A 21,842-nucleotide genomic window follows, 5' to 3' on the forward strand; every position below is an offset into this window, starting at 1 on the left:
CAAATGTGTTCCGTAGCGTTATCAAAAACTGGCAACATTTATAAGCCAATAATAAACAATGAGTTATGTAAATACTGCTCCAACATGACTCACAAAAAAGGAATGAGCATCACAAGGATGAGTAACCAAATGCCCCAAACTGCACCAATGCTGTGCATCCATCACACTAAGGATGCAAACCAACAAGCTGCGAGTCTGATAAACTGGCAACAGGAATATGACCAACTCAGCGATGGCCGATTTTTAGGTCAAATTCGAGAACGACGATTTCCCAATTTCCATGTATTTCGTGAAGACAGTAACCGCTCGCTAAGACAGCAATGCAGGGTTGAAGAGGGAGGTATTTGGTTGGGTTTGAGTGCGGAAAATAAGCCGCTACACCTAAATCACAGTCAGTTTAATTCAAGCCAACTTTTGCTTAGGCAAGGTGGCGCTGATTTTGAGTTAATGACACCGGAGCAGTTTTCTATCTATGGAATAGTGCTCGACAAAAACTTCGTTCACATCATAGAAAATCAACTTGAGCTTGGGAGTATCCAAAACAACACATTACACTTAACGGGTTTGACGGAAAAACACATTCAACAACTTAAATACTACTTAGGCATGTTACTTGGTTCCGCCGAACCAAGATGGTCTGAAACCACACATCAAGCAATCTTAAAAGATATTGTGCTGGAGCTGTTCTCACTCAGTTCACTGCACACGAGCCATCCGATATCAATCTCTCATCGTCAACACGTGATGCACCGTATAAAACAACAGCTACAGGATCTAGACTACCGTACACCGATAACCGTCAGTGAACTGTGTGATGCAGTACACGTCAGTCGTCGCACACTACAGTACACCTTTGAACATTGCTGTAATACTTCCCCAAAGCAGTTCATACATCGAATGCGCCTGAATCAAGTACGTAGAGTGCTACAAAGCCCTGAAGATAATCGAACAATTGCAGAAATCGCTTTTGACTTTGGTTTTTTCCATCTCGGGCAGTTCAGTCAAAGCTACAAGCGGCTATTTGGTGAGACACCAACTGAAACGAGAAAATGGGAGTCCAGCAAATAAGATGACAGGCAGTATATTCTTTCAGATCCTGCGTTGGGGCCATGTTATGCAGTCGCAATGATTTGCTGAAACTTAGCATGAAGCTCTTCAAGTGCCGCTTCAACATCCGGTTCTGCACGGCTCAAGTGCGAGATTAACGTCATAAAATAGCAGTCAAAAATCAGCGGTATTTTTCCCTCAAGGACGGAGCTTCCGTTTACAGATTGAAACAAAGCTTGGTTAAACGACTGATAATAATCCAAATCCCAAATCACTTCTTTCAACAAAGCTCGGCTCAGCTCAACGTTCGCAAAATAGTAGCGATAGTATTTCTCCGTCAGCGCCAAACCAATGTCGATATCGGTTTTACCTTCCACACTGACTAGCGTTTCTTGGCTGATCTGTTGCAGTTGCGCCAGCATCCCTTCGCGCAAAATCGACAGTTTAGTCGGGAAATGGCTAAACACTGTGCCATCGGCTACTCCTGCTTCTCTCGCTATCTGCCTTGTGGTCGTCATGTCATAGCCATTTTGAGCAAAAGATGCCCATGCGGCTTTTAGAATTTTATCTCTGGTTTGTTGTCGCTTCGTCATTGATGTGTCTGCTTAATGAGCCTGAAAGGATCATACCTTGCGTGGTTGAGATTGACAAATTGAGCGCGCTCATTTATAAAATTGATCATGCTCATTTTATATAAAAACAAAAGGAATCGCTCATGTACGTATTAAACAAACTAGGCCAAGGATTGATTTTCTTCCCGACCATCTTCTGCTTTTCGTATATTTTAAGACCGATATTAATGGTCATCCTTATTCCAGGAGGACTCGCACTTTTGGCGTTAATCGGTGGCGCAGAAGTCAGAGCGGAACTCAAAGCCATGCTGCTTGAGGAGTTTTTTGGCGTTAGCCCATCGCACACCACCTCGAAAAAGGCGTGAGTGCGCTACAAACGTTGGCAAGGCTAAGTAAAAAAGAAAACGCGCAGATATCGAGATCTCAATACCTGCGCGTAGATGCGGTGAAAATAAGACTGGCTTTAGTCAGTATTCATGTTCTGGCCAATTCGCCATAAAACGCCACTAGGGTCAAACAAACAACATTCGCGTATGCCCCAAGGTTGCTCGACTAGCTCTGTCAAACGCGAACCAAATTCCTCATGACCCACTTTGGATAAGTGCTGATGCCAACTTTCTGCGTCTTCTACGAGCAAGTGCATCATGAAGTTATTGCCGTGTTCTGGCTCATAAAAATTCTGTAAAAGAAACGCGCAGCTACCTTGAGAGAAGTATGCTACATCACCGAAGTCCGACGCCATTTCAAAGCCAATCGCCTCATAAAAGCGTTTTGATAGCGCGTAATCTTTCGCCGGAACAAATGATTTGATTTCAACAATATTGAGGTTTTCCATTTCCAATTTCCTAAGCCTTTTTCCATAAAACTGACTGACGTAATCTCGCTCTATGCCTTCTATTCGCCTTGCGTAATCTGCTGTGATGACAGTGGCACACACTCTGCCATTTGCGTTTGTAACCACGTGATAAATTTATGTTCGAGTTCTGTACGCTTTTTATCTTGACTCAATAAAACGTAATTGCAACTTGATGGAGAAAACCCAAATGGTGCGACCAAATTACCACGCTTAATATCGTCCATGACAAAAGGATACGATCCCATTGCGACGCCTAAGCCATCCACTGCGGCTTGTATGCAAAAATAAAAATGCGCGAATGATTGCTGAGTGTTGCCGTTGAAAGTTTCACAACGTGTTGATTGCTGCCAATCCGCCCAAGCATTCGGTCTGGTTTGGCTATTCAACAATCGAGCTGCTTTCAAATTGTCTTTAATGGATTGCCAATACTCAGGAGAAAATACCGGCCCCACCCACTCTTCCACAAGAATGGTTTTGTCGTAATCGTGATGCTGCGCAAAATCGTCTCGACGAATCGCCATCGAAAGCCCAGTTGATCCTAATGTTACCGGGCCACCAGCCGTCGACAAACGAACATCAGCACGGTGTTCATCATTAAACGCGGCCAACCTTGGCATCAACCAGCGCATGGTTAATGTCGGTTCACAAGACACTTCAAGATGCTGATGCTTCTCTTGAATAAGCGTATTCACGCCTGTTTCTAGCGTTTGGAATGCCGTTTCTGTGTATGTCTTGAGTAATTCGCCTTCTGCCGTCAACACGACTTTCCTGCCCTCTTTGAAGAACAAAGGTTGAGACAGATATTGCTCAAGTTGCTTGATCTGCTTACTCACGGCTCCGTGGGTAATGTTCAGTTTGTCAGCCGCTTCAGTGTAGCTTGAAGAGCTCGCCGCAACGTGGAATACATAAAAAGATTTCAGGTGACGCATCTGTGAGTTTTTCTCACCAATATGGGAATATTTTTCGATTATAGTCAGTAATAAAGACGCCTACAATTCCGCTACATCCCAGACTTCATCATTCAAACAGGAAATCGATATGGAATTTGTAACTCTTGCGTTATTAGGTGTGCTTATTGTTATTAGCCCTGGCGCAGACTTTGTTTTGGTATTAAGAAATAGCTTAAATCAAGGACGAAAAGCAGGCGTGTACAGTGCGATTGGTATCAGCATGGCGATCAGCATCCACATCGCTTACTCCATGCTGGGGATCAGTTACTTAATTTCACAAAATGAATGGTTGTTTAATCTCGTGCGCTATCTTGGGGCCGCTTATCTTGTCTACCTTGGGATTAAAGGAATATTCTCCTCGCAACCTGCATCAAACTCAGAAACCGTTCAACAGAGCGAGTATTCAATGTGGCGATTTTTCATGCAGGGATTTCTGTGTAATTTACTCAATCCCAAGACGATGCTGTTTTTTCTGAGTATTTTTAGCCAAGTGATTTCTCCCGACTCTAGTCAGCAACACATCGCCTTGTTCTACGGGATTTATATGATTGCGCTGCATGGTATTTGGTTTTCTATCGTTGCTGTTTTATTCACGTCACCCCAGCTACAAGCTTTCTTGTTGAAGATTAAGCATCGACTCAATCAAGCATGTGGGGCGGGATTGATCATTTTCGGCGCAATGCTGGGCTTAAAGGTGTAGTACGCTTGCGGTCCGATTACCCCAGTTCAAATTGATCATTGAACAAGTGGCAGCAATCAAATAAAAATCAACATTATCAATACTTTAAATTAGAAAAAAACAGCCAACGTGCGCTGGCTGTTTCGATACAGTTAATGGATGACCCGAGCGTCCCCTTTAAATAACTGAGACAGATCGATAGTGAATATCGTCACTGTCGGACGTTTAGGCAGAGCATTTTCGATTGAAAACTCTGGCCCAGCTGGAACGAGGGGGAAGTGAATAGCAGTCGGCCACGTTGACGAAGCTTCATTACCGCCCGGCTCAGATATTGAGAAAGAAAACGCAGGTAAACGGGTCATAACACTTACCTCAAATGACTGATTAGCGGGCTCAAGCGAGCCCGCTTAGGTTTTGCAATATTATTGTTATTTTAACGCTTACTTAATCACTAACGATTGATGACGTTAGATATCAAGTTCTTTGTCTTCAACGTGGTTGGTGATCATCGCTTCAGTGGTGATCATCAAGCCAGCAACAGACGCTGCGAATTGAAGCGCTGAACGTGTTACTTTCGCAGGGTCCAAGATGCCCATTTCGATCATGTTGCCGTATTCACCTGTTGCAGCGTTGTAACCGTAATCGGCATCACCCGCTTTAACAGCGTTCGCCACAACAGAAGCTTCGTCACCTGCGTTAGTTGCGATTTGACGAAGAGGCTCTTCCATTGCACGTAGCGCAACTCGGATACCCACGTTTTGGTCATCATTGTCGCCTTTTAGATCCGCCAATTCTTTCGCGATCTTAGTTAGGGCAACACCACCACCAGCAACAATACCTTCTTCAACCGCTGCGCGGGTAGCGTGTAGCGCATCGTCCACGCGGTCTTTCTTCTCTTTCATCTCAACTTCGGTTGCAGCGCCGATCTTGATCACCGCTACGCCGCCAGAAAGCTTCGCAACACGTTGTTGAAGCTTATCTTTGTCGTATTGAGAAGTGGTTGTTTCGATTTGTTTTTCAATCGAAGCCACACGATCAGCAATCGCGCTTGCTTCTGCTGCACCACCCACAATGGTTGTTGTGTCTTTGGTGATGGTAACTTTCTTCGCACTACCTAGTTGCTCTAACGTTGCTTTTTCGAGCTCTAGGCCGATTTCTTCAGAGATGACCGTACCAGCAGTTAGTACCGCAATGTCTTCCATCATCGCTTTACGGTTGTCACCAAAGCCAGGCGCTTTCACCGCGGTCGCACGCACGATGCCGCGCATGTTGTTCACAACCAATGTCGCTAGCGCTTCACCTTCGATGTCTTCAGCAATGATCAATAGCGAGCGAGAAGATTTCGCCACTTCTTCTAGTACAGGCAATAGCTCGCGGATGCTGCTGACTTTTTTGTCCACCAATAGGATGTAAGGGTTGTCTAGCTCGACGCTGCCATTTTCTTGGTTAGTGATGAAGTATGGCGACAAGTAACCGCGGTCAAATTGCATACCTTCAACCACAGACAGTTCGTTGTTTAGACCTTGGCCCTCTTCCACCGTAATCACGCCATTGCGACCCACTTTTTCCATCGCTTCTGCAATGATTTCACCGATCGCGCGATCGCTGTTTGCAGAAATGCTACCCACTTGGGTGATGGATTCTTTGTCACTGCATGGCTTAGACATTTCACGTAGTTTCTCAACCGCCGCTTCAGTGGCTTTGTCGATACCACGTTTTAGGTCCATTGGGTTCATGCCAGAGGCTACCGCTTTAAGACCTTCATTGATGAAAGATTGCGCCAGTACGGTAGCCGTCGTTGTACCGTCACCCGCTTCATCATTCGCTTTGGACGCCACTTGTTTCACCATTTGTGCGCCCATGTTTTCGAACTTATCTTTCAGTTCGATTTCTTTCGCTACAGACACGCCATCTTTGGTGATGGTTGGCGCGCCGTAAGATTTATCAAGCACAACGTTGCGGCCTTTCGGGCCTAGTGTCACTTTTACTGCGTCCGCCAGTAAGTTCACACCTTTCAGCATTTTTTGACGTGCGTCATTAGCAAATAATACGTCTTTTGCAGCCATGGTTATCTCCTCAAAAAACTACTACAAAAATAATTACTCAACGATTGCTAACACATCAGATTCGGACAGAATTAAGTATTCTGCGCCGTCAATTTTCTCGGTTTTCACGCCGTAACCGTCATTGAAAATGATTTGGTCGCCCACTTTGACTTCCATCGCAGCGCGTTCGCCATTTTCAAGACGTTTACCTAAACCAACAGCAATGACTTTCCCGCGGTTTGATTTTTTCACCGACTGAGAAGTTAAAACGATTCCCCCTTCAGATTTATTTTCCACCTCTTGTCTTTCAACAATTAGCTTGTCATTTAAAGGACGAATTTTCATTTTTAAGTGCCTCCTACTTGGAACCAAAAATAAAAGACAAAATAAACATCAAGATGGATTTGCGAGTCGACAGCTCGCTTTCGATGAAAATAATAAGGTCGAAAAATTAGAGTTCAAGAGGTGAATTTGATAAAAATTTTTTATTAAATTAAATAAAATTTTCTATCGAATTATCGCATTCACAACTACTTAGCATCTCTTTATGATGGAAAATATGCTCAATCAAATCTAGAGTGGTTACGTACTCTTAAAAAGGATAATCAAACAATGAAAAAGGCCGTATCTCTATTTCTTGCAACGTTGTGCGTTGGCTTCCTCTCCCCCAACGTGTCGGCTTCTGAACGCGCTGAACAAGGGTGGCAATTGATTGACAAGGGCGCGATGATTGTCGATGTGCGTACGCCGCAAGAGTTTTCTGAAGGGCATTTGGATAATGCCGTCAACTTCCCTTTATCTGAACTTGATAAACATTTTCAAGACGTCGATAAAGATCAAGCTATCGTGTTGTACTGTCGCAGTGGTAACCGCTCTGGCAAAGCGTATCAATACTTACAAACGCAAGGCTTTACGAATCTGCACAATGCAGGTGGCTTAGAAGAACTACAAGACGCCAGATAGTCGTCTCCGTTCTAATATACAAAGTAAAAGCGCAGAGCGTGTCGCAAGCGTATTGTAACGCGCTCTGTTTCTAAATACTTATCTACAACAACTCTACTTTGGCCCTGCATCAAATTGAGTCAGGTTATCCGATATCTCGAGCCACGGCGCTTTCGACGCGACAAAAATATGGAAATCAGGCTTGTGAGAAGATGTGTCATCCAAGATACCAAGGCGAATATTGACGATCCCATTGTTCTTTTTCGAATACAGACTTGATCCGCAGTGGCGACAAAAGCATAGCATGGTATTTTCGCTTTTCTGATAAGTTTGAATATCTTCTTTCCCTTGGATAATAAGCAGTTTATCCAACGCAATACCACCGGCAGATGAATAGTCAGAACCTGTGAACTTGCGGCATTCAGAGCAATGGCAATTTCCCATGTACTTAAATTCATCTGCCACTTCCAACTTTACCTTGCCGCACAGACATGAGCCTTTTAGTACTTCCATTTGAATTCCTTTTTGTTATGAATCTAATTGAATTAGATGGCTATCTCGACACCATGCCATTGCAATACGAAAAATTAAAGACAGGCAATACAGGTTTTCAAAAATGAAACGAAAATGTAAAACTTTCCATTCAGAGGGAGGTGCGCTGACACGTGAAAAATCGAGCTATTTTAGATACAAAAACACCAAGCAATAACGCTTGGTGTTTACCTCACAGAATGTCGCCTCAGAAAAGGCGCTTTCCGCTGTGCTTAAAAAATGCAGTGTTTAGTAAAGCTGGTCGCTTCGTTTGCAGTCCAGTCACCTTTCGGCTTATCTTTCAGGTTTTCACACCATTGCTCGCTGCCGACACCATCTTGCAGAACACAATGCTTTGCAAAGTCTACCGCGTTGTCTGCTGTCCATTCTGTTTTTGGCTTATCGCGCATGTCGTTACACCAGCCTTCAGTGCCCACTTCATCACTACAAGCGGTCAAAGCAGAAGCCGCCAACATCAGCATGACTAGTTTTTTCATAAATTTAAGGTTCCAGTTGCAAACAATAGTAAAATTAAACTCAATCTCTTCAACACGTGCCCATTCAAGTGTCTGAATAAAGGCGTCACTAGCTGAAGTGACTTTTGTATCAACTATAACGAAATTATCAGTCTACGTGTTAAGACATCGAAAAATTATTGAGCGACTCTGTGTAAAGCGCGCCATTCTAAAAGCTATAGGCAGCGCGCTTTCGTTAGCTCACCAACCTTAGAAGAGCCAGTACCAAAGCACGCTAAACGCAGCTCTAATGCCATTTGTTCAAAGTGTTCGACGACAGACTGCGTGCTGATCGTCGCAGCTTTTAATACCGCACCAGCTTGCCCAATGAGATTAGCACCCAAATGAATGGCTTTCGCCGCTTCAAGTCCGTTATGAACACCTCCCGAGGCGATCAACGGTAATGTAGGATGCAGTGCGCGGATTTGAGCCAAACATGTTGCTGTAGGGACACCCCAATCGCGGAAAAGCTCGGCTGCACGCTGCATTTTCGGATTGTCTTGGCAATACCCTTCAACCGCACTCCAGCTTGTACCACCCGCGCCCGCAACGTCAATTGCATCCACACCAGCATCAATTAATCGCTGCGCAACGTGTCCGCTAATACCAAAACCGACTTCTTTGATAATGATAGGAACCTTCACGCGAGATTTAAGCATCTCAATTGCCTGGAAAACACCAACCCAATTGTGGTCGCCATTTTTCTGAAACGCTTCCTGCATTGGATTAACGTGCACAAACAAGGCATCTGCTTGAATCGCCTCAACCGCACGTTGCGCATTATCGAGTTTACCTTTATCGAGCAATTGAGCGGCTCCAAGGTTGGAATACAACGGTACTTCTTTCGCCAACTCACGAATGGTTTTACCCAAGCCCGAATGCTGACTTTCTTCTAAGCTAATCCGTTGCGAGCCCACACCCATGGCAATACCTAATTCGCTTGCGGCTTCAGCCAAACGACAATTGATCGTTTCTGCGTCTTTTGCTCCGCCAGTCATCGAGCTAATCAAAAATGGTAGCGCTAATTGATGACCAAGAAACTCTGTCGATAAATCGATCGCGTGAAAGTCACATTCTGGCAGCGCACAGTGTTCGAACTCGACAGACTCAAAACCCGCCGTTTTATGCTTCATGCTCATATCATGATGTAAAACAGCATCTAGGTGTAAATCTTTTCGGTTAGTTTGCGGAGCCATAATGTCACCCTAAAGTAAAACAGTCGCGCAGTATTGCGATCCTTATCAGTAACGTCAATGCGAATTTTGTGAATTTGCCGGATTACTTTTCCGAAACGAGTAATGAATCTCGACTGCCCCTGACATTATAAGAAAAGAAACTCGCTTTCCGTTTTCAACAAGCCGGCAAGTTTCTCTTCAAATTGAGATAATCAGCGTACGATACCCATGATGCAAATGGATCACATTGCTCTGTAGTTTACTTTACGCTGTCCGACAGAATTAGCGACACAACAGTGCTTGTCGTCGTTGGTTCAAACTGTTCGGGATCATCACAGAATTGAATTTTTCCTTTTTCTTCTACATGGAACAGCGGTACAACTGAACTACCTTTGTGATGCGCTAAATAATCTTGATACGTGAAGTTATCGCTCAATTTCGTGTGTTTAACCTCTGCACCACGACTTAACATACTGGCTAGCTGGGTATAGCTTACATTGCCGCCCATCAGCAATTTACCATGGTACTCCTGAGCCACGGAGTGCTTCTCGCTGCCATTGCCGTTGGTTTTCACTTTTTGTAAGCAGTGAACTTTATCTTCCCCAAACTCGTCGACGAATTGCATGCAAGCCATAATGTTGAAATGCTGATCGGGCGTTAATGCAACCACTTGACCTATTCCTATCAAGTTCAAGTTGTCGTCCGCGTGACTAGAAATAGGGTTGCCGTAATAGTAATCCAATCCCAACATACGAACCTGACTGATGTACTCCCAGTTTGAGTCAGTCATTAATACGCGACGGTCATAACGCGCTAGCGCCTGCCCTATTTCTCTTGCAACTCGGTTAGCACCAATCAACAAGAAGCCGCGTGGTGCTGGCTCTGCGACGCCCAATGTCAGCGCTATAGGACGTGCCGTCGCACTTTGTAACACGACCGTTCCTATAATCACCATGAAGGTCATAGGGACCAGTAAAATCGCTTCATCAATGCCGTATTCGTTCAATTTGATCGCGAAAAGAGACGAAATCGAAGCAGCAACAATACCGCGCGGTGCAACCCAAGACAAAAACAGCTTATCTTTGAGACGCAAGTTGCTGCGGAAGGTTGAAAGAAAAATCGATAACGGACGCGACACTAACTGCATAAATACAAACAACAATAACGCACCGCTACCTAGCGCAGCAAAATCATCCAGACTGATTCGAGCCGCAAGGAAGATGAACAATCCGGTGATCAGTAAAATGGTTAAATGCTCTTTAAAGTGCAGAATTTGCTGAATATTGATGTCTTTAGCGTTTGCGAGCCACATACCCATTACGGTGACGGTTAGTAACCCAGCTTCAGACTCAATGTGGTTAGAGACCGAAAATACACCTAGAACCACCATCAAAACCGCAAATGGCTGCAAATATTCCGGTAGCCAAGAGCGACGCATGATCGTCGCAACTGCATAGCCTGAGGCCGCACCTAGCATGACGCCGACAGCAATGATCGTCCCAAACACTTCGACGCTATTTATCGCGCTGTGAGATACGATAAACTCGTAAACCATCACAACAAAAAGCGCACCGAGCGGGTCAATCAAAATCCCTTCCCATCGCAAAATGTTAGCAAGCGTACTGTTAGGTCTTACGGTTCGTAGAAGTGGCACGATGACCGTCGGCCCTGTTACTACGGTTAAGCTGCCGAACAACATGGCAAGCTCCCAAGTAAAGCCGAGGAAATAGTGTGTTGCGATACTGGTCGCCGCCCACGAAATGATCGCCCCGATGGAAACAATGCTCCATACCGAACCACTCACGCCACGAATTTCTTTAAAATTTAAGGTCAAACTGCCTTCAAATAAAATCACTGCCACCGCCAAAGAGACCAACGGAAAGAGCAAATTACCTAATATCTCATCAGGATTTAACCACTGCATAAATGGCCCGACGATCAGCCCTGCCAACAACAAAAATAAAATCGCTGGCAAACGCAATCGCCAAGCTAACCATTGGCAACCTAAACCAATAACCCCAACCGCTGACAGCACCAGCGCTTCATTACCCACTTGCATCAATAATTACCTGTTTTTGTCTTTTTTCGCGTGAATGCGCTATACCCGAATACATTCAGCCTTACGGTCAGATAGAAACTACCGAACGTGCAAATCAAACGACTGACCTTCGATGACATCGCTACGAAACGCACATGTTTGAAGTCATTTGGCGATCGCATCAGAACTATGAATATAGTTGACCCCCAATGACTTAACGACTCATTTTTGTTCATCAGGTCTTAAAGTGGCACACAAGTGTGCGACTTTGTCGAATTCATCATTACGCATTGAGTTTCATTATGTAGAATGATTTCTAAAGAAAGCGCGGAACCTAGCACTATATGAGGCTAAGGCATAGAGCATGAACTAAGCTTTAGCGTAAGTGCTCAAAGTTAAGAATCGTGGGTCACGCGACGTACGCAAGGAGAAATGGATTGTACGTAATACTAGCACTGTTCATGGCGTGTCTCGCCATCCTCATCGGAGTGAAAGCCGCCAACCGAGCTGCACTTTTAGAAAAAGAACTAACCAAACTTCGTGAGGAAGTCACATCACTACGAGCCAGTGTCCATGGGGGCTCAAGCCCACAAGTGCACCAACAATCCAGCATCGAAAAAGACACACCATCTGTAGCGACGTCACCTCACATAGAATCACAACAGAAAAATGTCTCATCCTCTGGGGAACATGATCCAGCTGCCAACCTAGACTTGGACCAGAGCGCTGCGAATCAAGGGTACGCCCAGATAAGAGAAGTGCAACTGGATGTTTTTAGTCAAGAAAATGAGTCATTCCTTCAGAGTAAAGTTCAGAGCCTGCTTAGCAACATCCAAGAAAATTGGTTGGTTTGGGTAGGCGCATTGGCCATGCTGATCGGTGGAGGTTATCTCGTACAGGTGATTGGTAGTCACATCCAGTTTTCGCCATTTATGCGAGTGTCCTTTGCCTTTGTGATCTCATTACTTATGGTGCTTGTTGGCGAGTGGTTTCACCGTAAAGAACAACAGAATCCGCAGCGGGCAGCACGAGCCCAAGGCTTTACGTATGTTCCTGCTGCCGTTACCGGTACGGGATTAACGGGCATTTACTGCACCGTCATTTTTGCCTTTGTGGTTTATCAAATGCTAACGCCAAGTATCTCGTTGATCATTTTGGCTTCAGCGGCATTTTTCAGTTTAGCATTATCATTGCAACAAGGGCCGTTAATGGCCGTGCTTGGCTTAATTGGTGGCTACACAGCACCACTGTGGATTGGAGGTAGTGAACCCAACTACTTTTTGTTAGCCGGATACATCTGCGCGATTTCGTTTGCGGCGACCTTATTGATGCAAAAAGTGCGTAGGGCATGGATTACGCCAAGTATCGCGATTCCACATGTCATTTGGATGTTGCTGTTGATTGAGAGTGTACCAACAGAACGGTTGTTCTCGTGGCTCGCGATTTATCTCTCCATCACTTTGTATCTCATTTTCGCGGTTCCGAGAATGGGTTGGATGCTCAATCCTCGCTTTCGTCACTATCAAAGCAAGTGGACAAACTCGCCGACCGCTACCGCTCTCGCAACTACTTTATTGACCTTTTCTGCCGTCACCAGAATGCCGGAGCTGAACGCTCTACAAATGGCGTACTGTTATACGCTGCTTGTTGCGATCATCTGGCTACCAGCACTTCGTACAGGCTGGTCATTACGTGTATTTTTGCCATCCATTCTCGTCTCGGCAACCGCGCTGATTGTTCTTACCATCGCTTTTGATGCGCTGTATATGTTAGAGCGAGAAGCTAGCATCCTATTCGCATTGGCGGTGAGTATTGCGCTGATCTGCTATCGAACATATTGCCAATCACTTAGTGACCGTTCGCAACTCAGTGGGCTGCTTCTGCTGGTACTGGCTCCCGCGATGAGCTTAATTACGTTGTTTTATATTGACGAATTTATGCAAGGCTACCTGTGGTATTGGACTGCATTCTGCGCATTGATGGCCACTTACTATGCTGTGCTTGGTCAGCGTGCACGTTCGTTGGCATTAGAATGCTCTGCCGTTATGCATGCTTTAATCGTAGGTATCGCTTTTGTTTGGTTGAGTGATACTTGGTTAACAACAGCAATCTCAATACAAGTTGCGATAATGGCCTTACAGGCTCAATTCGGGTTATTTCGACCTGCGAGTTGGGCGATTAAAGTGGCAATGGGAATACTGGTTATCCGACTCACGCTGCTACCTTTCATCCCCGAATGGCAACCGGTAGAAGCTGGGCATTGGGCTTGGGTTCTGGTGAGTTATCTGCCTTCTCTCTTCATCTTGTCTTATGCTCGTTCAACACTAAAACAAGTGGACCGAGAACTGACCAACTGGTTTGAAGGGGCGTTTTTACATGTATTCTTAATGGCATTGTTCACCCAAACTAACTACTGGTTAACGGGGCAATATGGTTACTTGGGGCACATCGACTTCACAAGTGCGGCAGTCTTTGCCAATCAAGCATTAGTTATGGGTTTGGTATACAGCTACCGCAGCCAATTTGCGCAACGCTTAAGCCGTATCTACGAAATCTATAGTTACTTGCTTTGGTGCGCGTTCGCTATATTGATTATTTTGCTTAATACGGCAGAATCGCCGTTGGTGACTGATAACGTCTCGGCACAAGCACTTCCCATCTTTAACATGCTGAGTATCGGCTGGCTGTTACCAGCTTGCATCCTGCTTATCGCAGCCTTTAAACGCTGGAATACGTTGCAAGTTCATCGATTTGCGATTGCTAGTCTAGGCTTTTTACTTGCAGCCATTTGGTTGGGGATGTCTATCCGTCAATTCTGGCAAACCACATCGATGATGCTGTATCAGCCAACCAGCATGGCAGAGTTGTTCAGTTATTCAGTGGCTGGCTTGCTCGTAGGTGGATTGCTGACTTGGCGCGGCGTGACCCAACAGGGGCTGATGATGCAGCGTGTCGGTCTAGTGGTCCTTGCCTGTGTCGCACTGAAAGTATTCTTATGGGATGTGAGCTCTCTGGATGGGTTCTGGCGAGCGATAAGCTTCTTAGGCTTAGGTGCGTCTTTGATAGCACTTGGATGGCTATTCCAGAAATTGAATCGTTCGGTGGCAAAAGCACTCGAGCCCTAGACGAGTCGAAGAGAGATTCCCGACAGTGCGCTGTTTTCGTTATTGGGGGACGATAACAGTGTAAAGCAGGGAATCATTGGAGTGTTCGTTACTTCAGTAAAGCGACCACGGTATGACGACGCACGTTTGCTTGCGCATTCAATGCCTGAAAAGTCGAAGTAAACTCGCCAGACTTTTGCATGAATCCATCCAGTTTTGCATTCACCTCATTGACTGAAAGCTGTGCGGTTTTGGTTTGGATAGAACGCATTTGAGTATTCAGTTCACCATGAAAAGCTTTCGCTTCTTGCAAACTCGTTTGAACTTGTTTCAGATGCTGATTTACTTTGGCAATCGTCTGCTTGATGCCGTCGCGTGAGCCTAGATCAAACCCGAGCTCCGCAATACCATCTGGCTCAGACTTTAAGTTCAAAACGTTAGGCTGTCCCGCAGGGAATCGGTGCCCTTCCCCCGTTACCATCACCTTTTGCTGCATTTGTTGATAAGCGTTGTCTCTGGCTTCAAATAAAATGCTGCCATCATCGGCTAATGAGGCTCGCATTCCTAACGCAATCAAGCTGCGATCCAGCATTTTGACCGTTCGCTCACCGTCTGATTGTCCATCAAACTGAATCATCACCGCTTGACCTTGAGGAAAATCCAAACGGATTTGCTCGGCCTTGTCGCTTAAGCGATGAACATTCAAACCTGGAATAGAAAAGCGACGAATGTCCGCTTTATCCAGTTTTAAGTGCAGTTCGTTATTTAGGACTTTCTGGCCATCGAAACGTGCTTGCTCAACGACTTTTTGGATGGTGGCTTTAGAACGAACCAATGTATCCTGCAAACCAGGAACATTTTGTACGCCTTGATTAATAGCTTGCGTCAAACCACGTTTAATTTGCGTGAGCTCTTTGCCAATCACCTGCAGCGATTTGGACGCGATCTGAACCGCCGTGGCTTGCTGCTGACCCTGCGTAAGCTGAATACCAGATACAGAGTAGGCTGACGCAGTGTCAGCCTGAATTTGCGCCGGACGCGGTTTAATTGCCGTACTTGAGTCTGCAGAACGGGTCGGCATGATAGAGGCTTGTTCTTGTCCACCTAAGCGTATGCTATGGGGTCTAACCTCTACTGTACTCATTACCATAAAAAGAACTTCCTAACCTTATAAACGGTCAAACAGCGACAAACCATCGATCTTCACATAGCTTGCTTGCGTTGCTTGCAAAGCGGCCATGTAATTACTCAATCGTACCGACGCTTCACCATAGTCCAGAGCAGAGAGGTCTCCAGATACCTTGTCAACGAACAGCTTGTTTTCACTGTGCGCGCCACCAACAAGATCTAAGTTGTTGTGTCGACCACCAATCTCAGTCATGGTCCCTAGTACGTTTGAAAAAGTATCGTCGATAGCGCTGATACTCGCCTCAACTTCAGCTCTGAAGTTGGCGGTAGGGCTCTCAAACTCTTTGATCAGCGCATCAATTTGGTTAAGCACGTTATGGCCTCCCCCAAGGTCCAATATTTCTTTTGCAGTCATATTGGAATCCATCGTGACACCTTTAGCAATTGTTACTACGCGCTTGTCACTATTACCTTCAATTACGTAGCTGCCGCTCGCTTTACTTACAGCCGCAGTATCCGTTTTAGTACCAGAGAAAAGGTAGTGCCCTTCTTCATCCTGCGCGTTAAAAGACGACTCAATAGAGTCACGGTAACTCTTAAGCTCTGTAATCATACCGCCACGACTTTCGTCAGTAAGAGAGCCGTTCGCACCCCAAAGCGCGATGTCTCGCATGCTTTTTAAGCTTTCTTTGATCGAATCTAAATGGGTTTCTTGACTCGATAGCGTCGTTTTTACGTTTTCAATGTTGTTTTTGTACTGAGCAATCGCACTGGTTTCTCGGTCTAAGTTAAGCAACTTGATCGAAGCCATTGGATCGTCAGACAGCTTGGTTAAGCGCTTGCCAGTAGACATCTGTTGCAGAGCTTCGCCTAATCCCGCGCTATTGCTCTGCAAGCTGTGCAACATCATTTGACTAAATTGATTGTCACTAATTCGCATCTAAACTTTCCTCTTAGAATAACTGCAGAATAGAATCGAGCAGTTGATTTGCTGTGCTGATCACTTTCATGTTGGCATTGTGCGCATTAGCAAACATCATTAGGTTAGCCGCTTCTTCATCGCTGTTTACGGAACTAACATTATCGCGAGCTGCGTGCGCTTGCTTGTTCATGGCTAACTTCGCTTGATAATCAGCATTAGCTTGGCGTGCTTTAATTGCGGTTTGACCCACCATTGAACTAAAGGCATCGTTCAAGCTTACTGAGCCGTAACCTGATACCGCCACTGGCTTGTTGCTTAACTCGATCAATGATTGCAACGCATCTGCGTTACCAGGTGTTCCATCACTTGAGAACGCAAGCTCATCTGGAGTTAGCTTGGTAATATCCAAACTGGCTGCAGGGTTTGCTGGGTCATAGCTGAACAAAGGTTTACCTGGGTTGCCATTTAAGTCTTTGCCAGTCGCAAGCACGGCGTTGTATTCATCCGCGAGAGCTTTCGCCATGTCATTCAGAGCCAATTGGTTTGGTTTCAACACTTCGGTTTGATAGTCATTAATCGCACCTAATTTGCCACCAAGCGAGTCACCAATCGCAAAACTTTGATTCGAGAACGTGACGTGTAAGTCCGCCAAGTAAGGATCACTCGGGTCAGGAATGGCTTCCAGTTTGCCATGGTCCGTACCCATCACAAGCGGTTGACCAGAGGTTAGTGTGACCTGAACACTGCCGTCATGCTGCTGTGTTGTTTTGATTTCAATGGTTTGAGATAACTCACCGATTAACCTATCTCGTTCATCCATTAACTGTGATGGGTTACCACCTGTACCTTGCATCTCTACCAGTTGCTTGTTCACCTTCGCGATATTTTCCATAAGGCTATTCGCGTGGTTAAGCGCTGCATTACGTTGGTCGCTCATGTCTTTATGTTGATTGTATAAAGACTCGGTAAGCGTATTAAAACGGCGGGCCAAAGCTTCAGATTCGTTAATGATCTGCTGGCGGTAAGGTATGGATTCCGGCTTAACGGTCGCATCGTTAAGCGCAGCGTTTAGCGAGTCCAAGCCAGCCGATATACTGAAACCATCGGCACCAAGCGTATTCTCCAGCTGACTCATGTTACTGGTGTATCCAGATGCGTATGCCGCCATACTGTTAGTCGACCACGTTTGCTTAATCAGAAATTGATCAGTAACGCGGCGAATGCTAGTGACTTCTACCCCTAAACCTGGACTTAAGCGATTGGCTTTACCATCATCGACAGATGCCATCAACGCTTGTTGACGACTGTAACCCACGGTATTCACGTTTGCCACGTTTTGCGCGGTTACGTCTAGGGCCACACGGTTCGCGCCTAAACCTGAAAGGGCAATATTAACTAGGTTCATTTACAGCTCCATTTTTCTGATCAACGGCTGAGAAAACGCGGTAGTCATACCGGCCTCACCGAATACCTGTTTAACAGAGGCGACGGCTTGAGAAGCGGTATTAAATAGGCTTGAATTCTTCTCCACCTCTTTAGAATCTACTTGTGAGATAGATTCAGAATTCGAAGCTTTACCATCGTTAGCGGATGAGATGTTGCGCGCAGCATCGAAAGCAACCTCACGCATAGACGGGCTCAGCTGCTGGATGAGCATATTGGCAATGCCTGAGCTCTGTTTCTTTGCTAGTTCCATCGCCAGCTGACCGTCATACATATCACGGAATACCCCTTGTTGCTGACTGGCAAACGGGCTGTCTTTATCAGCAAGAGCATCACTACTGCTGCGCATTTGGCGTAACACCATTTGTAGGAACATTGCCTCAAATTGACCTGCGACGACTTCAAGTGCGCCTTCTTGATCACGACTATGCTTGATGTTAGCCAATGCACTATTGTCGTGATAAAGCATCGAATTTAACTGAGTTTGTTCATTGGTACTGTCTAGCTTCATCCTTAACTCCTTATATCACGACCAATTCAGCGTTCAATGCACCCGCTTCACTCAAAGCTTGCAGGATAGACATCAAGTCTGTAGGCGTGGCACCTAAACTATTTACCGCATTAACTATGGTGTTAAGTTCCGTGCCTGGAGGCCAAATCACCATCTGAGCGAGATCTTCATTCACATCAAGATCCGTTTGGTTAACGACTTTCGTATCGCCATTTGCAAACGCATTAGGCTGACTAACTTGTTGTGATTCAGAAATTCGCACGGTTAAGTTACCGTGACTTACTGCTGCTTCACTCACTTTGACACTCTTACCGATCACCACGGTGCCAGTGCGAGAGTTAAAGACAATACGAGCAGGTTTACGGCCTTCAACGACGCTCATTTCTTCAAGCATCGACATCATGACGACACGCTGCTGTGTATCTTTTGGTGCACGCATATCAATGCGCGCTTTATTGATCGCAACTGCAACGTTAGGTCCAAAAGTGTTGTTAATTTCACGCGCAATATTTTTTGCTGTAGTGAAGCTAGGCTTGCGCAGGTTTAGGGTGATTTCATCACGTTGGTTGAAATCGGTTTTGATTTCTCTCTCTAAAGTCGCACCATTCGGAACGCGACCCGCCGTTGGTGTGTTCACTTCTACTTTGGAGCCACTTCGCCCCTCTGCAGATAAGCCCCCCACAACCACGTTGCCTTGCGCAATCGCGTACACTTCGCCATCAATACCACGTAAAGGCGTTAGCAATAACGTACCACCACGAAGGCTCTTTGCATCACCGATTGAAGACACAACCACATCCAACGTTTGTCCTGGGCCTGCCATTGGATCAACGGACGCTGTCACACTCACAGAAGCCACATTTCGTAGCTTAGGGTTCATACTGTCATCAATTTGAACCCCAAACTGACGTAGCATGTTGGTAATAGATTGAGAGGTAAATTTCACTTGGTTTCGGTCACCTTGGCCGGCTAAGCCAACTACCAAACCATAACCAACCAGTTGGTTTTCTCGAATGCCGCGAACATCGACCAAGTCCATGATCGGAATTTCCGCTTCAGCACGTGAAGTGCCTGGTAGTCCCAAGGTCAACACCAATAGGAGAGACATAAAGAAAGATTGCATTGTCTTCATTAGAAAGGTACCCATGGGCTGTTGAAGAACTGAGTTAGCCACCCGGCTGCGTTGCTGTCAGCTAGCGCTCCGCGACCTGCGTAGGTAATTCTTGCATCAGCAATTCGTTGAGAAGAAACTTGGTTACTGCGGTTAATATCATCCACACGGACGATACCGGTTAGACGAATAAACTCGTCGCCTTGATTCAGACGAAGCCATTTTTCACCGCTGATACGCAATACGCCATTAGGTAATACTTCGTGTACCGTTACCGTAATGGCACCTTGAAGCTTGTTGCCTTGTGAACTTGATGCACTGCCATCGAAGTTACGTTTGCCATCCACGCTAACCCCTAACTCATCGATAGTTTTCGTGCCTATGGTCGGCGCCACAAAGTTAATTGCTGAACTTTTACCGAACTTAGTACCCGCATTTTTACTCGATGAGGTTTCTTCTGATAATTGAACCGTTAATACATCGCCAACTCGGTAAGCACGACGATCCTGGAACAGAGTCATCGTGTATTGGTGACGATAAAGGCTACCAGATTGGGTTTCCGGCAGCGTGTAATCGAGCGTTGGTGGTGCATATTCCTCAGCATTCGGCTCAGGCGGAATAAATTCCTGACGGCCAGCACATCCCACCAGCAACACGGCGGCTACTGCCCAACTCTTAGAAAGCCATTTCATTGCTTTTTCCTTCATCATCACCAATTTCATACTTACATTGATTGCGAAACAAACTTCAGCATGTCATCTGCAGCAGAGACCACTTTCGCATTCATCTCATACGCACGTTGAGTGGTGATCATGTCGACCATCTCTTCTACTACTTGTACGTTTGACCCTTCCAGTGCACCTTGCTTGATAATGCCGGCGCCATCAGCTCCTGCAATCAGCTCATCAGCTGGACCGCTGGCTTCCGTTTCACGGAATAAGTTGCCACCCATGGCCTCTAAGCCGGCTGGATTGATGAATTTTGCAAGTGTAATTTGACCAAGCTGCTGAGGTGTTGGATCGTCTGCTGTTGTTGTAGTCACTGTGCCATCAACACCCACAGAGAAAGAGACCGCATTGTCTGGGATCTGGATTTGAGGCTCTAAAGGCAGGCCCTGACTGTTCACCATTAAGCCTTCTGAGTTTCGATGGAACTGACCATTACGTGTATACATGATCTGTCCGTCCGAGTTTTCTATTTGGAAGAAACCCTGACCCATTACAGCAAGATCCAACTCTTGCGTTGTGTTTTGGGTATTACCTTGCGTGAACACTTTTTGTGTGCCAACAACGCGAACACCGCTACCTAGCTGAATACCACTTGGTAGTTCGTTAACTTGGTCTACTTGTGCGCCTGGTTGACGCTGAATGCTGTAGAAAAGATCTTCAAATACGACTCGGTCACGCTTAAAGCCAACCGTGTTTACGTTTGCTAGGTTGTTAGAAATGGCAGTCATCTTCGTGTCTTGCGCTGCCATGCCTGTCTTACTTACCCATAATGCTGAATGCATTTTTTACTCCTTGCGGGGCGAGACTTAGCTCGCCGCCATTAATTTGTTACCAGCTTTTGCTAGAGTTTCCGCCGTTTTCATCATGCGAACTTGCATTTCAAAGTTGCGCGTCAGCGACATCACACTAACCAATTCATCAATAGCAGATACGTTACTGCCCTCAATGTGCTCAGGAGAGAGTTGCACGGTTTCATCTGCCGCGAATGGCACGCCATCTACGCTGTGCAGCAAGCTATCGCTCTCTTTTTGCAGTTGATTAATTTCCGGTTTAACCAACTTCAAAGTGCCTGCCACAATTTCTGCGCCGCCACCTGGTGGGATCACTGAGACTTGACCACGCTCGCTGATTTCAATCTTTTGATAATCCGGCACAACCAAAGGACCATTGTCACCGAGGACAGGGAACCCATTGATTGTTAGAGCGCCAAAAGTATCGACCTGAATATTGCCTGCACGGGTGTAAGCTTCGTTACCCGCTGGGGTTTCTACAGAGAGATATCCCTCCCCCATAACCGCAACGTCCAACGGACGTCCTGTTTTCACAATATCGCCAGCGTCGAAACGTGTTGAGGCAGAGTTGGTCACAACCATAGTGCGACCATCAAAACCTGGGCCTTGCATCTCTACACTACGCACACGCTCCATATCCGCTCGAAAACCCGCAGTATCAGCATTTGATAAGTTGTTTGAACGAACGTGCTGCGCTTTAAGAACTCGGCTGGCACCCGACGTTGCCGTAAATAACAAACTATCCATGCAAAAC

At 45.8% G+C, this 21,842-nt stretch carries 23 protein-coding genes; 5 read left to right on the forward strand and 18 right to left on the reverse strand.

Annotated elements, in window-relative coordinates:
- The first annotated feature begins 117 nt into the window (after window positions 1–117).
- Window positions 118–1,068: a helix-turn-helix domain-containing protein gene (locus tag IQR33_RS25040; RefSeq protein WP_104976286.1), complete on the forward strand. Its 951-nt coding sequence runs from the start codon at window positions 118–120 to the stop codon at window positions 1,066–1,068.
- A 44-nt stretch (window positions 1,069–1,112) separates the two neighbouring features.
- Here the strand turns inward: IQR33_RS25040 and IQR33_RS25045 are convergent, their stop codons facing one another.
- Window positions 1,113–1,640 (reverse strand): TetR/AcrR family transcriptional regulator, encoded by a 528-nt coding sequence (locus IQR33_RS25045; protein ID WP_005373975.1) that lies wholly within the window; start codon window positions 1,638–1,640, stop codon window positions 1,113–1,115.
- Window positions 1,641–1,762: 122 nt separating this feature from the next.
- Between IQR33_RS25045 and IQR33_RS25050 the strand changes: the two genes are divergently transcribed.
- Window positions 1,763–1,984 carry a hypothetical protein gene (locus IQR33_RS25050; protein WP_017635120.1) on the forward strand — a complete coding sequence of 74 codons (222 nt, stop codon included), beginning with the start codon at window positions 1,763–1,765 and terminating at the stop codon, window positions 1,982–1,984.
- Window positions 1,985–2,082: 98 nt separating this feature from the next.
- On the opposite strand, the gene IQR33_RS25055 is transcribed toward IQR33_RS25050, so the two are convergent.
- Both IQR33_RS25055 and IQR33_RS25060 read right to left on the reverse strand, forming a co-directional pair.
- Complete coding sequence (locus tag IQR33_RS25055) at window positions 2,083–2,454, reverse strand: VOC family protein (RefSeq protein WP_053304622.1); 372 nt, start codon at window positions 2,452–2,454, stop codon at window positions 2,083–2,085.
- Window positions 2,455–2,513: 59 nt separating this feature from the next.
- Window positions 2,514–3,404, reverse strand: a complete 891-nt coding sequence (locus IQR33_RS25060; RefSeq protein WP_005388706.1) for a LysR family transcriptional regulator — start codon at window positions 3,402–3,404, stop codon at window positions 2,514–2,516.
- A gap of 109 nt (window positions 3,405–3,513) precedes the next feature.
- On the opposite strand from IQR33_RS25060, the gene IQR33_RS25065 reads away from it, so the two are divergent.
- Window positions 3,514–4,125, forward strand: a complete 612-nt coding sequence (locus IQR33_RS25065) for a LysE family translocator (RefSeq protein ID WP_005388704.1) — start codon at window positions 3,514–3,516, stop codon at window positions 4,123–4,125.
- Between the two features lie 131 nt (window positions 4,126–4,256).
- Here the strand turns inward: IQR33_RS25065 and IQR33_RS25070 are convergent, their stop codons facing one another.
- The 3 genes from IQR33_RS25070 to IQR33_RS25080 all read right to left on the reverse strand — a co-directional run bounded on the left by IQR33_RS25070 (window position 4,257) and on the right by IQR33_RS25080 (window position 6,494).
- The gene (locus IQR33_RS25070; protein ID WP_005373984.1) at window positions 4,257–4,466 is read right to left on the reverse strand and encodes a hypothetical protein; all 210 of its coding nucleotides are present in this window, start codon (window positions 4,464–4,466) and stop codon (window positions 4,257–4,259) included.
- A gap of 105 nt (window positions 4,467–4,571) precedes the next feature.
- On the reverse strand, window positions 4,572–6,170 hold the full coding sequence (groL, locus tag IQR33_RS25075; protein WP_005388702.1) for a chaperonin GroEL: 1,599 nt from the start codon (window positions 6,168–6,170) through the stop codon (window positions 4,572–4,574).
- 33 nt (window positions 6,171–6,203) lie between these two features.
- On the reverse strand, window positions 6,204–6,494 hold the full coding sequence (locus tag IQR33_RS25080) for a co-chaperone GroES (protein ID WP_005373989.1): 291 nt from the start codon (window positions 6,492–6,494) through the stop codon (window positions 6,204–6,206).
- 267 nt (window positions 6,495–6,761) lie between these two features.
- Between IQR33_RS25080 and IQR33_RS25085 the strand changes: the two genes are divergently transcribed.
- Window positions 6,762–7,112, forward strand: a complete 351-nt coding sequence (locus tag IQR33_RS25085) for a rhodanese-like domain-containing protein (protein ID WP_042523331.1) — start codon at window positions 6,762–6,764, stop codon at window positions 7,110–7,112.
- A gap of 93 nt (window positions 7,113–7,205) precedes the next feature.
- Here the strand turns inward: IQR33_RS25085 and IQR33_RS25090 are convergent, their stop codons facing one another.
- The 4 genes from IQR33_RS25090 to IQR33_RS25105 all read right to left on the reverse strand — a co-directional run bounded on the left by IQR33_RS25090 (window position 7,206) and on the right by IQR33_RS25105 (window position 11,371).
- The gene (locus IQR33_RS25090) at window positions 7,206–7,604 is read right to left on the reverse strand and encodes a GFA family protein (protein ID WP_017635116.1); all 399 of its coding nucleotides are present in this window, start codon (window positions 7,602–7,604) and stop codon (window positions 7,206–7,208) included.
- A 251-nt stretch (window positions 7,605–7,855) separates the two neighbouring features.
- Complete coding sequence (locus IQR33_RS25095) at window positions 7,856–8,119, reverse strand: DUF3012 domain-containing protein (RefSeq protein WP_005373992.1); 264 nt, start codon at window positions 8,117–8,119, stop codon at window positions 7,856–7,858.
- 194 nt (window positions 8,120–8,313) lie between these two features.
- Window positions 8,314–9,333, reverse strand: a complete 1,020-nt coding sequence (gene fni, locus IQR33_RS25100) for a type 2 isopentenyl-diphosphate Delta-isomerase (protein ID WP_025768016.1) — start codon at window positions 9,331–9,333, stop codon at window positions 8,314–8,316.
- Window positions 9,334–9,571: 238 nt separating this feature from the next.
- A complete protein-coding gene (locus IQR33_RS25105) occupies window positions 9,572–11,371 on the reverse strand; it encodes a cation:proton antiporter (RefSeq protein WP_104980407.1) in 1,800 nt (599 codons plus the stop codon).
- A 440-nt stretch (window positions 11,372–11,811) separates the two neighbouring features.
- On the opposite strand from IQR33_RS25105, the gene IQR33_RS25110 reads away from it, so the two are divergent.
- A complete protein-coding gene (locus tag IQR33_RS25110; RefSeq protein WP_416222593.1) occupies window positions 11,812–14,475 on the forward strand; it encodes a DUF2339 domain-containing protein in 2,664 nt (887 codons plus the stop codon).
- Window positions 14,476–14,563: 88 nt separating this feature from the next.
- On the opposite strand, the gene IQR33_RS25115 is transcribed toward IQR33_RS25110, so the two are convergent.
- Genes IQR33_RS25115 through flgF form a run of 8 tightly spaced genes read right to left on the reverse strand, consistent with a single transcriptional unit; the run spans window position 14,564 to window position 21,835 of the window.
- Window positions 14,564–15,604: a flagellin gene (locus IQR33_RS25115; protein ID WP_005373996.1), complete on the reverse strand. Its 1,041-nt coding sequence runs from the start codon at window positions 15,602–15,604 to the stop codon at window positions 14,564–14,566.
- Between the two features lie 18 nt (window positions 15,605–15,622).
- Window positions 15,623–16,522 (reverse strand): flagellar hook-associated protein FlgL, encoded by a 900-nt coding sequence (gene flgL / locus IQR33_RS25120; RefSeq protein WP_005373998.1) that lies wholly within the window; start codon window positions 16,520–16,522, stop codon window positions 15,623–15,625.
- A gap of 13 nt (window positions 16,523–16,535) precedes the next feature.
- Window positions 16,536–17,909 (reverse strand): flagellar hook-associated protein FlgK, encoded by a 1,374-nt coding sequence (gene flgK / locus IQR33_RS25125; protein WP_005374000.1) that lies wholly within the window; start codon window positions 17,907–17,909, stop codon window positions 16,536–16,538.
- Window positions 17,910–18,458 (reverse strand): rod-binding protein, encoded by a 549-nt coding sequence (locus IQR33_RS25130; protein WP_005374002.1) that lies wholly within the window; start codon window positions 18,456–18,458, stop codon window positions 17,910–17,912.
- Between the two features lie 10 nt (window positions 18,459–18,468).
- Window positions 18,469–19,605: a flagellar basal body P-ring protein FlgI gene (locus IQR33_RS25135; protein ID WP_086026720.1), complete on the reverse strand. Its 1,137-nt coding sequence runs from the start codon at window positions 19,603–19,605 to the stop codon at window positions 18,469–18,471.
- Entirely contained in the window at window positions 19,590–20,261 is a 672-nt protein-coding gene (gene flgH / locus IQR33_RS25140; protein WP_017635111.1) for a flagellar basal body L-ring protein FlgH, read from the reverse strand. Before flgH ends, IQR33_RS25135 begins: the two co-directional genes overlap by 16 nt.
- Before the next feature lie 32 nt (window positions 20,262–20,293).
- The gene (gene flgG, locus IQR33_RS25145) at window positions 20,294–21,079 is read right to left on the reverse strand and encodes a flagellar basal-body rod protein FlgG (RefSeq protein ID WP_005374008.1); all 786 of its coding nucleotides are present in this window, start codon (window positions 21,077–21,079) and stop codon (window positions 20,294–20,296) included.
- A gap of 24 nt (window positions 21,080–21,103) precedes the next feature.
- Window positions 21,104–21,835: a flagellar basal-body rod protein FlgF gene (gene flgF, locus IQR33_RS25150; protein ID WP_005374009.1), complete on the reverse strand. Its 732-nt coding sequence runs from the start codon at window positions 21,833–21,835 to the stop codon at window positions 21,104–21,106.
- Between the last annotated feature and the right edge of the window lie 7 nt (window positions 21,836–21,842).

This window comes from Vibrio sp. OPT46, from assembly GCF_015163535.1.
Lineage (GTDB): Bacteria > Pseudomonadota > Gammaproteobacteria > Enterobacterales > Vibrionaceae > Vibrio > Vibrio alginolyticus.